At 59.0% G+C, this 11,600-nt stretch carries 9 protein-coding genes; 5 read left to right on the forward strand and 4 right to left on the reverse strand.

Translation table 11 applies throughout. From position 1 onward, the window contains the following. Positions 1-105: 105 nt before the first annotated feature. The gene (locus QMX91_RS07290) at positions 106-324 is read left to right on the forward strand and encodes a DUF2970 domain-containing protein (protein WP_007967863.1); all 219 of its coding nucleotides are present in this window, start codon (positions 106-108) and stop codon (positions 322-324) included. A 6-nt stretch (positions 325-330) separates the two neighbouring features. On the opposite strand, the gene QMX91_RS07295 is transcribed toward QMX91_RS07290, so the two are convergent. Continuing rightward, complete coding sequence (locus QMX91_RS07295; protein ID WP_134786529.1) at positions 331-1,404, reverse strand: ABC transporter substrate-binding protein; 1,074 nt, start codon at positions 1,402-1,404, stop codon at positions 331-333. Positions 1,405-1,928: 524 nt separating this feature from the next. Between QMX91_RS07295 and QMX91_RS07300 the strand changes: the two genes are divergently transcribed. Together QMX91_RS07300 and QMX91_RS07305 are read left to right on the forward strand one after the other, a co-directional pair. Next, positions 1,929-3,587, forward strand: a complete 1,659-nt coding sequence (locus QMX91_RS07300; RefSeq protein WP_098964197.1) for a nitrite/sulfite reductase — start codon at positions 1,929-1,931, stop codon at positions 3,585-3,587. After that, positions 3,571-4,065, forward strand: a complete 495-nt coding sequence (locus QMX91_RS07305; RefSeq protein WP_098964198.1) for a DUF934 domain-containing protein — start codon at positions 3,571-3,573, stop codon at positions 4,063-4,065. Before QMX91_RS07300 ends, QMX91_RS07305 begins: the two co-directional genes overlap by 17 nt. A gap of 24 nt (positions 4,066-4,089) precedes the next feature. Here QMX91_RS07305 and QMX91_RS07310 read toward each other — a convergent pair whose 3' ends face one another. From QMX91_RS07310 to sohB, 3 genes are all read right to left on the reverse strand, one after another. Continuing rightward, positions 4,090-6,567, reverse strand: coding sequence for an NEL-type E3 ubiquitin ligase domain-containing protein (locus QMX91_RS07310; RefSeq protein WP_282412480.1), 2,478 nt, complete (start codon positions 6,565-6,567; stop codon positions 4,090-4,092). A 48-nt stretch (positions 6,568-6,615) separates the two neighbouring features. Further along, positions 6,616-8,943 carry a DUF6543 domain-containing protein gene (locus QMX91_RS07315; RefSeq protein WP_282412481.1) on the reverse strand — a complete coding sequence of 776 codons (2,328 nt, stop codon included), beginning with the start codon at positions 8,941-8,943 and terminating at the stop codon, positions 6,616-6,618. Between the two features lie 157 nt (positions 8,944-9,100). Beyond that, positions 9,101-10,132: a protease SohB gene (gene sohB / locus QMX91_RS07320; protein ID WP_027613703.1), complete on the reverse strand. Its 1,032-nt coding sequence runs from the start codon at positions 10,130-10,132 to the stop codon at positions 9,101-9,103. A 204-nt stretch (positions 10,133-10,336) separates the two neighbouring features. Here sohB and QMX91_RS07325 point away from each other — a divergent pair, with 204 nt between their 5' ends. Beyond that, positions 10,337-11,047 carry a histidine phosphatase family protein gene (locus tag QMX91_RS07325; RefSeq protein WP_027613702.1) on the forward strand — a complete coding sequence of 237 codons (711 nt, stop codon included), beginning with the start codon at positions 10,337-10,339 and terminating at the stop codon, positions 11,045-11,047. 62 nt (positions 11,048-11,109) lie between these two features. Then, complete coding sequence (locus QMX91_RS07330; RefSeq protein ID WP_027613701.1) at positions 11,110-11,427, forward strand: SCP2 sterol-binding domain-containing protein; 318 nt, start codon at positions 11,110-11,112, stop codon at positions 11,425-11,427. The last annotated feature ends 173 nt before the right edge of the window (positions 11,428-11,600 follow it).

Here is an 11,600-nt window from a genome sequence, read left to right on the forward strand (position 1 = left end):
TTTGGCGTGGACGTGTTACCGGACAAGTCTGGAACCCGCGTGCGACCACGGCACAACCCGCTGGATTGACTATGCTATCGGGACAGCCTTTCGGACGGGGGATTTATGGACGATCCAGTCGACAACAAGCCACCGAGCTTCTGGCAGATGCTGCACAGCGTGATGGCTGCGGCATTCGGCGTGCAAAGCGGGAAGAACCGGGCAAGGGACTTCACCCATGGCAAGCCCAGCCATTTCGTGATCCTGGGGATCGGCTTCACCGCCGTGTTCGCTTTGACGCTGTTTGTCATCGTCAAGCTGGTACTGCATTTCGCCGGGGTCTGACGGGTTTCAGTGCATCAGGATCTGCAGGCTGAACGGGTAGCGATACGACGTGGGGTGGCCCTTGGCCGACAACTTGCGAAAACTCACGCCGTAATCCGGCGACGCGCCCATGGCCAGCATTTGCTGTGCCTGATGCTTGTCGATCAGTTGCAGCAGCGACAATTGCCGGTCACGTCCGCCAAAACGATCCAGATCGACGCCCTGCTCATAATCGTGCAACTCCACCAGCGCCCACCCGCCGAGAGTGAAGTGACCGCCCACCAGCGCGCTCAAGCGCCCGTCGACCACCGCCTGCAACGCCTCGGGTGAGGTATTGACCGCGCTGAACAGCACATCCTTGCCAGGGACTTTGCCGGCTTCGGCAAACGCATGCATGGCGCCGAACGCCATTTCATCATTGGCTGCCCACACCAGCGACACCTTCGGATAACGGCTGACCAGTTGCCGCGCCTGCTCGTAGGCACGCTGCCGGGTCCAGCCGCTGTACACCAGTTGCCGCAGTCGCACCTGCGGATGCTCGGCCAGAGCGCGTTGCATGCCCTGCTCGCGCAATTGCGCTGACGGGGTGATCTTCAGGCCGGAAAACGCCAGTACTTCAATCTGTTCGCCCCGCGCCACCGGCGGATGCAGGCGAATCAGTTCCTTCATCATCAGGTAGCCGCCCTCCTCGTCATTCGGCACCAGGCTGCCGATGCGATCGGCACGCTCGCCGATCAGCGCCTGCTGATCGGGGGTGAGCACCGCGTTGACCATGAACAGCTTGACCCCGCTGCCCTCCGCCATGCGCAGGATCTGCGGCGCCACGTACTGCTCGTTGACGAATACCAGATAGTCGGGACGATTCGGTCCCTGCAGGGCAACTCTGGCCTGAGCCAGGGTGAATTCCGGCTGGCGCTGGGAATAGAGAATCTGCAAATCGACACCCAGGTCGCGGGCGGCCGCCTGCATGAATTGCGAGTAGCTGACCCAGAAGGCTTCCTGAGTTGACCCAGGATTGAGGAACAGCACCGACTCGGCCCGGGCCGCAGAGCCGAAAACCGCACCGAACAGCAGAAGGCTGAGGTGGAAAAACTTCAACATGAATGATCCGGGCCCAAGGAAAAATGGCCGCGCATTATAGCCCTCGAACCAGCGACTATTGACGCCTGATCCCGTTTTTTGTCCGACAATCGTCGGAAGCGGACCCGGATCGGTCGTTTACTGATGACTGACCCAGAATACCGCCGTCCCTACTACCAGAATAATCAGGAACAGAATGGCCCATGCATCGACACTGCTATCGCTTTTTCTTGCCTTGGTCGGATTGCTCATTGCATCGCCTCTTGTCGGTTTTATCGGTGATTGCAGAAAGACTCGATCACAGTTAAGACGATGATTGTCCCCGCGACAAATGTGGGTTAATCAACAACTATTCTCGTTAGGCGATTTGGTTCTTTACATATACTCAAACATCACTTTTGCGCATAACTGCAAACGGGTATATTGCCCCGGCTCCGTTAGGGAGTGCGCGGCCGTGCGCGCGTAATTGCCGAGGCACCATCGGACTCCAGCAAGCGAAAACGCAGCGTTTTCCGAGTAGCCCAAAGCCTGAGAACAGGACTTATATGTACGTATACGACGAGTACGATCAGCGGATCATCGAGGACCGCGTCAAGCAGTTCCGTGATCAGACCCGACGCTATCTGGCAGGCGAGCTGAGCGAAGAAGAATTCCGCCCCCTGCGCCTGCAAAATGGCCTCTACATCCAGCGTTTTGCGCCGATGTTGCGCGTGGCGGTGCCTTACGGCCAACTGACATCGCGTCAGACGCGCATGATGGCCAAGATTGCCCGTGACTACGACAAGGGCTACGCCCACATCAGTACCCGGCAGAACGTGCAGTTCAACTGGCCGGCGGTGGAAGACATTCCGGACATCCTCGCGGAACTGGCCACCGTGCAGATGCACGCGATCCAGACCAGCGGCAACTGCCTGCGCAACGTCACCACCGACCAGTTCGCCGGTGTCGCTGCCGATGAAGTGATCGACCCACGCCCATGGTGCGAAATCGTCCGTCAGTGGACTACATTCCACCCGGAATTCGCCTACCTGCCGCGCAAGTTCAAGATCGCCGTCAACGGTTCGACCGCTGACCGTGCGGCCATCGAAGTCCACGACATCGGCCTGGAGCCGGTCCACAACGCCGCCGGCGAACTGGGCTTCCGTGTGCTGGTCGGCGGTGGCCTGGGCCGTACCCCGGTGGTCGGCGCCTTCATCAACGAATTCCTGCCATGGCAGGACCTGTTGAGCTACCTCGACGCCATCCTGCGTGTGTACAACCGTTATGGCCGTCGCGACAACAAATACAAGGCGCGGATCAAGATCCTCGTCAAGGCGCTGACCCCTGAAGTGTTCGCGCAGAAAGTCGATGCCGAGATGGAACACCTGCGCGGTGGCCAGACCACACTGACCGAAGCCGAACTGCATCGCGTCGCCAAACACTTCGTTGATCCGGACTACAAGGCGCTGGAGAACCAGACTGCCGCCCTGGCCGAACTCGACAAAGAGCATCCGGGTTTCGCCCGCTGGCGTTCGCGCAACACCCTGGCGCACAAAAAGCCGGGCTATGTGGCCGTGACCCTGTCGCTGAAGCCGACCGGCGTTGCGCCGGGCGACATCACCGACAAGCAGCTGGACGCCGTCGCCGACCTGGCCGAGCGCTACAGCTTCGGTCAACTGCGCACGTCCCACGAGCAGAACATCATTCTCGCCGACGTCGAGCAGAGCCAGTTGTTCACCCTCTGGGGCGAGCTGCGTGAAGGTGGTTTCGCCACGCCGAACATTGGCCTGCTGACCGACATCATCTGCTGCCCGGGCGGTGATTTCTGCTCGCTGGCCAACGCCAAGTCGATCCCGATCGCCGAATCGATCCAGCGCCGTTTCGACGACCTGGACTATCTGTTCGACATCGGTGAGCTGGACCTCAACATCTCTGGTTGCATGAATGCCTGCGGTCACCACCACGTCGGCCACATCGGCATCCTCGGGGTGGACAAGAAAGGTGAAGAGTTCTACCAGGTGTCCCTCGGTGGCAGCGCCAGCCGTGACGCCAGCCTGGGCAAGATCCTCGGCCCGTCCTTCGCCCAGGACGACATGCCGGACGTGATCTCGAAGCTGATCGACGTGTACGTTGAACAACGTACCGAAGACGAGCGCTTCATCGACACCTACCAGCGTATTGGCATCGACCTCTTCAAGGAACGCGTCTATGCAGCGAATCATTAAGAACAACGAGGTGGTCGACGAAACCTGGCACTTGCTGCCCAAGGACGCGACCCTCGACGGTATCTCCAACTGCGACGACCTGATCGTGCCGCTGGCCCTGTGGCGCGATCATGCTCACGCGCTCAAGGCCCGCGACGGCGGGCTGGGTGTGTGGCTGGACGCCGATGAAGAAGCCGAGGAAATCGGTGACGACGTCGCGCAGTTCCAGGTCATCGCGCTGAACTTCCCGGCCTTCACCGATGGCCGCAACTACTCCAACGCCCGCCTGCTGCGCGACCGCTATGGTTTCAAAGGTGAACTGCGGGCGATAGGCGATGTGCTGCGCGATCAGCTGTTCTACATGCACCGTTGCGGTTTCGATGCGTTCGCCCTGCGCGCCGACAAGGACCCGTACGAGGCACTGGAAAGCCTGAAAGACTTCTCGGTGACCTACCAGGCCGCCACTGACGAACCGCTGCCGCTGTTCCGTCGCCGCTGACTCGAATACGCCTTGAGCACCTGCTCAAGGCGTACTTCCCTCCTCTTCTGTATCCGAACTGGCCAGCTCATTGGCCGGATGGCGCGCGAGTGCCTGATCGGTGAGCTGGCGAATCAGCGCCTGACGCTCATTTCTGAAATTGTCGTGAATCGCGTTCATCTGCACCGCTGCCTGATCGCGCGTCAGCTCCGCCTGCTCCTCCAGGCGCGCTAATGCCTGCGAAGTTCGAACATAGACAAGGGCGAAAGCGTCGGGGTAGGCCGATTCGAGAAACTCGACCCAGAATCGCTGGCCGATACACCAGTCGGGAAACGCCGAAGAGCCTTCAATACGCATCACGGCCTGATTGGCCTGATCCAGTTCTACCTGCGAGACCTCGACATTCAACGGGCTGCTCATCGCCCTTGGCTGCCCAGGCAAATTCAGACGCTCCGCCAGCCCCACCCGATAGGCCAGACTGAATTCGAGCGCATGCTCGTAGACACTCGGTTGGGCGCGGGCGTTGATCTCTGCCAAGGTGCGCTCTTCCAGCGTTTGCAGGCGAAACAAGCCTCTGAGCAAATGCGTCAATTGCCGCTCCAGCGGCGCGCCATCGATCCCGGCCGCGACCGTGGCTCGGTAACACAGAACCTGGACTTCCATCTCACTGAACACCGCGGAATAACCATCGACACTGGTGGCGACGCGCGCCGTGCGGAACAATTCGCTGCGCAACCGCGTGTCTTCAGCGGCCGCCTCGACCACATTCCACACACGCTGGCTGAAATACGGGTACAACCGGGTGTAATCGGCCGTGTGGATCAATTGTGAAAGTACATTGAAGAAATCCCGCGAGCCGGGCGCTGCCCTTACCGCCTCCCAGGTAACGCTGCGCGGTATCGCTTCGACGGCAGGCCTGCCGGTCAGCCAGCGCGCACTCTGACCTTCATACGACACGCTGGGTAGCGGCTGATGTCGATAGACCCGGGCCATTACACCGAAACTGACGCTGTTCGCCTGCTGATACGTCGCAATCTGTCGCAAAGAGTCAGGCGACAAGGGGTTACCCATCAGGCGAACGGCGCGGGTGACCACCAACGGAGCCCTGAGTACCGCCTCCGGCACCGTGCTTATCTGGTTATCGCGCAGATCGATCAGTTGCGGTCGTTTCAAACCGGTGGTTCCCTCGGGCCAATGATCGATTGCGCAACCGCGCAAGCGCAGTATTTCCAGATCCGGCAGCGAGCTGACATCCGGGGCATGCGCAAGGTCTGCATTGAAGTCCAGACTCAGCACCCGCAGCTTTTTCAATCGCGCCAGTGACGGCTCCGATGCAGAAGATAGACGAATATGGTTCTCGCTCAGATCCAGATGCGTCAGCCAGGGCATGCGCTCCAATGCCATCGGTAACTGGGTCAATTGGTTCCCCCTCAGGGAAAGGCTGCGCAAATTTCTGAAATGACGCAAAAACGCCGTCAGTCCCTGCGGCGTAATGCCTTCCATGACCAGATGCGTGACATGGCTGAAGTCCCCGACCAGCAGTGGCAACTCTCCCAAGGGCTCCGGAGCGAAGCTCAAGGTGTCGGGTGGCGCGTCGCCCGAGGCCCCTGGCTCTCTGCGCCAGCAGCGGATGATCGCGCGCATGGCACGGGCCTTCGCTGACTGTGGAACGTCAACCAATGAGCCATCGATCCCCTTGTACTGCGTTTGCCGCGTCACCCAACGATTCAAGACTTCGCGAATACCGAGAAACTCCAGCCGCAGCAATTCCAGCTTCATCAGCACCAGAATCTCATTGCGGCCCAAAACGTTGAGTAGCGCATGGATCTGCGCAGGGGAATGGGCCGGGTAGAGTTCCTGAATACGGCGCACCATCACTGAAACGCTCACACCTGAGTTCGCCCAGGGCCCTGCCGGTGGCCGTTCAGCCAGGGCCATGGGCGAATAATCGCCGGGACGGCCGCCCATGGTTCTGGCAAACGTTGTTCGCCGTTTCATGGCAAGTTCGGTGATTTTCTCCCGCAGCCCGCTCGCCCCGGTCTCGAGCGACAGGCCCAACGCGACCTTGCGTTGCGCCGACAACCCATGCCAAAGGGCCTGGAAATAATGCTCGCGGGTGCGCCCGGAAAATGACTTCAGCGCAGCATCATTACCCTGCTGAACGCTGATGCGGTCCGCCAACACATTGATGACCACCCGCTCACTGGATGAGCTTGACGCCGTCGTCGCAACACTGTCATGGCTGCCCGACCACTCCTGTATCTCGATCGCTGAAGCCCCTGACCAACCCGGCAAATGCTCAAGGGCATCGAGCACCAGACGATTGGTACTGTGGCCACCGCCACTATCCAGGTACAGGCCTTCATAGGCTCGACACACAGCAATTGCCTGTTGATAGCGGCGTACCTCCTGCGCCAGCCGCAATGGTACGCGGGCAGCGTCCAGCTCTTGCGCTTCGCCATCCAGGGCACTGCCCGCCAACTCCTCGGCAACACTGGCAGGCAGATCGGCAAAGGTCTTCATCAGCAACGCCACCCGACCATTGCTCGGCGCTTCGCGGCGTCGATAGATTCACTGGAACAACGGCTCCCGTCGACCTTGTGCCTGCTGGCCGATGATTTGCACCAGCTTGCGTGTCTGAACCGCCGAATCCTGGCTCGTCAAGCCGAGCAAGTTCTTGCGCCGCTGGCTGCCGAGTGCAGCCAGCAGAGAACGGTACAGTTTCCCCCGATGCACATCCTGCTGAGTTATCTTCAGGATCGTAGTGGCGGTGGGTGCGCCATAACGATTGATTGGCGTGCCCACTGCATCGACGACACTGATGGCGCAGTCTGCCGGCCAACTGGCCGATGTCGTCAGCAGGTGCAATTGCAGGTCAGCATCCGCCATGGGGGCCGACAACGGAATCTGCAGTTGCTCGATAAACTCCGTCACCGCTGCATCGGCGCGAAATCTCCACACCGTGTCGAGCAGCAAGGCCGGCGGATGACCGCGATCTACATGGATCTGACGCAACACGCTGTCTTCGATACCGCAGACAGCCAGAGCCTGCAGCGCACTGGCATCCGACAGCTCCTCGCGGGGATGGCCGAAGCGGCGCAGCAGCTTCAATCGATCCCAGTCCTGAACCAGCTCGCTGTCATGACGCCAGGCACCCCGATCATTGGTTTCGAGCAGCGGTGCATAGCGGCTCGCCGATTCCGGCGGCGCCTGCACTTCCCACAGCCCGGTCTGAGGCTCGGGGCGCACTGCATAGTGCAGATCATCGAGCGTCAGGTACGCCTGGCCATCGACCCAACGCAAGCCGCGGCCATCGCGACGCACTCCGGCAGGCAAGGCCCGACGCTGTTGATACACGTGCAGGTCAGGCTTCCAAAGGCGAGGCTGCCCTGAAGCCAGTTTGACCATGCGCAAGCGCTCGATAAAAGCCGATGACCTGACGACTTTGAACGCTGTGCCTACCGCCCTGGTACTCGCAGCGAAAGCCGCCATCAGAATCAGGTTTTCGACGACATCAAAAAAGTAATCCGTCGCCTGCTCCTGCTCGCCTCTGGACCAACTGGCAATCCCTTCATAGACCTGTGAGAGCAAATGCACCGCAGTGACCGCCAATAACGCCTCTCCTACTACAGGTATGAACGATACGGCGACCAACAGCAGGTCGACCCCGATTGCCTTATAGGTGTCCAGTCGGGCCAGCCGGGTTTTCTCGTCTTCATCGTCCGTTGGGACCACTACGAGCCGAGCGTCGGCCATGGTCTGTTCGGCGTGCTGGCGATACATCAGGCTGAACGGGTCACCCGCAAAATCGATGCCGGACAACGTCACGTAGAACGCGGCACGAGGCAGGATTGAATGACTGTGCGCATACAAACGCCCATCGAGTTCAGTCACCCACGCTGCGCGCTCACTGATCTTGATGTAGCGCATGAAGAATTGGCGAAACGCTGCGCCTTTCAACCGCTGGCTCAACTGTTTCTCGAAATCGCTGAAGGATGAATACTCCTTGAGCGGGTGCAACGGATCACCTGGCAGGTAAACAACGCATCGATAGTCGTCATCGGCGTGCACACTCACCGGGCCGATAAACAGCACACCGTTAAGTGTGACACCCAGCATCTGCAAGGCCTGATAACCCAGGGTGTTGTTGCCCAGTTTGATCGTGTCCTGGTTATCCTTGACTGCCTGCAACATCTCATGCACTTCGACACTGATGTGTTTCTTCAGCAATGCGACGTGCCGATCCACCTCGAAGCGACACCGCAAGTTCGCAGTAAACTTGCTGCGCAACGGATTGGCCTCGGCATCCACATTGAAGACCGCACGAAGATGAGTCTGATATTGCTGGCCCAAGTCCAGGGTTCGACACAACAGCGCAAATTCATGGGGCTGGATCGATAATATATGCGCTTCTCGACCGGTTACTTTCTCGGGAATATAGATCAAGGAGGTATCGTTATAATTTGTGGCCTGAGTCTCACGGAGTTCGAAGTTTTCGCAGGCGGCCGTGAGCAGATCCCGATCGACTGGCAACACCAGTTTCCTGCGCAAGCCCAACAGACTGGAGGTGGAGCGCACATGCTGAAAAATCACCCCGCTGATATCCAGCGAGTTGTCGAGCTTTTGCGACATGGCGCTGGTCAGTAACGGCGCGCAAAATGCTTCGGGCGACTTGAGCGTCTTCAGAAACGGGTCCATTTCACTCTGGGCGCGATGGCTGGCCATCATGCTTTGATAAAGTGTTTGACGCAGTTCATCCGATGCCGACAGCAGCCAGCCGGGAGCATTGTTCTTGATTAACTCAAAGAACATGCCTTTTTGTTCGGGTGTCAATACAGGCGCGACAGCCTGTACAGGTAAGGAAGACATTCTGAATATCTCGAAAACTGAAAGTAGCAACAGCTTATCGAGCAGGCCTTTTTATAAAAGCGCGAATTGCCGATGAAAAACTTCAAGTTCGAATCAACTATTCAAACTCAAACTATACATATATACCGCCACCATAAAAAAACCCCTTTCACCGTTACAGTGAAAGGGGTTTTTCGTTGGCCTTTTCTTACCAGAAGCGTTGCTGGGTCAAGCGGCTCCACCAGCTCAGTAGCACGCGATCCACTGAACCGCTGGCAGCCATGCCGATGCGCTCCTGCAGGCTTTTGCGCTCGGCGTAATGCAGGTGATAAACCTCGGCTTTCTTCGCCCGGTCGGCCAGGTATTCATCGCTGGTCTTGAGTTCGTCGACCAGTTGTTTGTCCAGCGCTGCAACACCAAGCCAGACCTCACCGGTGGCCACTTCGTCAATGGCCAGTTGCGGGCGATAACGGGAAACGAAGTTCTTGAACAGCTGATGGGTGATGTCCAGGTCTTCCTGGAACTTCTCCCGGCCCTTTTCGGTGTTTTCGCCGAACACGGTCAGGGTGCGCTTGTACTCACCGGCGGTCAGCACTTCAAAATCGATGTCGTGCTTTTTCAGCAGACGGTTGACGTTGGGCAACTGCGCCACCACACCAATCGAGCCGAGAATCGCGAACGGCGCGCTGATGATCTTCTCGCCAATGCACGCCATCATGTAACCGCCGCTGGCCGCGACCTTGTCGATACACACGGTCAACGGCACGCCGGCCTCGCGAATACGCGCCAGTTGCGAGGACGCCAGACCGTAGCTGTGCACCATGCCGCCGCCGCTTTCCAGACGCAGTACCACTTCGTCCTTTGGCGTGGCGAGGGTCAGCAGTGCGGTGATTTCGTGACGCAGGCTCTCGGTGGCCGAGGCCTTGATGTCACCGTCGAAATCGAGCACGAACACCCGGGATTTGCTCTCGGGTTTGTTCTTCTGCTTCTTCTCGGATTTTTCCGATTTGGCCTGGCCCTTGCGCAGGGCCTTGAGCTGATCCTTGTCGAGCAGGGTCTGCTCCAGACGTTCACGCAAGCCTTTATAGAAATCGTTGAGCTTGCTGACCTGCAACTGCCCCGCCGACTTGCGCCGGCCCTTGCTGCGCAATGCAGCAAAACTGGCGAGCACCACCAGGATGGCGACCACCAGCGTTACGGTCTTGGCCAGGAAGCTGGCGTATTCGGTGAAAAACTCCACAGAGACTCCTTAAAACAATGCGCGGATGCAAAACACGCGCGGGATGGTTCCAGCATACCCATGCGCCGCCTCGTCGGCCAGCCGTGAAACCTCTGGCAACAGGCCTGTAACGAGCATTTCAAACAAGCGTATGTTTTTTCATTGACAGCACTCTTTCATCCTCATAACCTCGCCAAACCTTCAACGTACCGGGATGACGCGGACGTGGGCAGCATCTATCTGATTCGACATGGCCAGGCCTCCTTTGGTGCAGACGACTATGACGTCCTGTCGCCCATCGGTGTGCGCCAGGCAGAAGTCCTCGGACAGCACCTCGCCGAGCTGGGAATCCGCTTTGATCGCTGCCTGGCCGGCGACCTGCGTCGTCAGCAACACACGGCCAGCAGTGCGCTGGAGCAATTCAGCGCCAAGGGCCTGTCGGTACCGACGCTGGAGACCGACTCCGCGTTCAACGAGTTCGATGCCGACGCGATCATCCGCGCCCTGATCCCGGCCATGCTCGAGGACGAGCCGGAAGCCATCGACATCCTGCGCAACGCGGCGCAGAACCGCGCCGAATTCCAGCGTATCTTCGCCCTGGTCATCGAGCGCTGGCTGGCAGGCACCTACGACACCCCCGGGCTGGAAAGCTGGCTGGGTTTCGTCGAGCGGGTACAGGCCGGACTGCACCGGATCCTCGAACAGGCCGACGGCAACCAGAAAATCGCCGTGTTCACCTCCGGCGGCACCATCACCGCCCTGCTCCACCTGATTACCCAAATGCCTGCCCGGCAGGCATTTGAACTGAATTGGCAAATCGTCAACACCTCGCTCAACCAGCTGAAGTTCCGCGGTCGCGAGGTGGCTTTGGCCTCCTTCAACAGTCACGCACACCTGCAACTGCTGAAGGCTCCGGAACTCATCACTTTCCGCTGAGTCCGGATAATTGTGACCCTTGCTGTAATCAACCAGCGCCTAACCCAAGAAAGGATCGAACCATGACCTCCGTAGCTGATGCCGTAAAAGCGATGCAAGCCAAGTTCAACCCAGCCGCTGCTGCCGGTCTGGATCTGGTTTTCGGTTTCAACATCACCGACGAAGACAAGCACTACGCGCTGATCGTCAAAGACGGTACTTGCGACATCCAGGAAGGTGAAAACCCGGACGCCAACTGCACCCTGGTACTGGACAGTGCAACCCTGAAAGACATCGTCAGCGGTGAAACCGACGGCATGCAAGCGTTCATGGGCGGCAAGCTGCGCGTTGAAGGCGACATGATGCTGTCGATGAAGCTGTCCGAGCTGTTCCCGTCGTAAGACGTCGTTCGGTTTGAAGAAAATCCCGCCCCTGTGGCGGGATTTTTGCGTCTGGCTCCCGGGTTTCGTCATAAACAGGTCATAGGTGGGAGGGGGCTTGCTCCCGAAGACGTCGGATCAGCCACAAGTTTTGCCGCCTGTCACACCGCTTTCGGGAGCAAGCCCCCTCCCAC

The organism is Pseudomonas sp. PS01299 (assembly GCF_029960145.1).
In the GTDB taxonomy this organism is placed as follows: domain Bacteria; phylum Pseudomonadota; class Gammaproteobacteria; order Pseudomonadales; family Pseudomonadaceae; genus Aquipseudomonas; species Aquipseudomonas putida_A.

What these genes read in the sequence shown, in the direction of transcription:
- QMX91_RS07290 (WP_007967863.1), top strand. Translation starts at nt 106, where the DNA reads ATGGACGATCCAGTCGACAACAAGCCACCGAGCTTCTGGCAGATGCTG.
- QMX91_RS07295 (WP_134786529.1), bottom strand. Translation starts at nt 1,404, where the DNA reads ATGTTGAAGTTTTTCCACCTCAGCCTTCTGCTGTTCGGTGCGGTTTTC.
- QMX91_RS07300 (WP_098964197.1), top strand. Translation starts at nt 1,929, where the DNA reads ATGTACGTATACGACGAGTACGATCAGCGGATCATCGAGGACCGCGTC.
- QMX91_RS07305 (WP_098964198.1), top strand. Translation starts at nt 3,571, where the DNA reads ATGCAGCGAATCATTAAGAACAACGAGGTGGTCGACGAAACCTGGCAC.
- QMX91_RS07310 (WP_282412480.1), bottom strand. Translation starts at nt 6,567, where the DNA reads ATGAAGACCTTTGCCGATCTGCCTGCCAGTGTTGCCGAGGAGTTGGCG.
- QMX91_RS07330 (WP_027613701.1), top strand. Translation starts at nt 11,110, where the DNA reads ATGACCTCCGTAGCTGATGCCGTAAAAGCGATGCAAGCCAAGTTCAAC.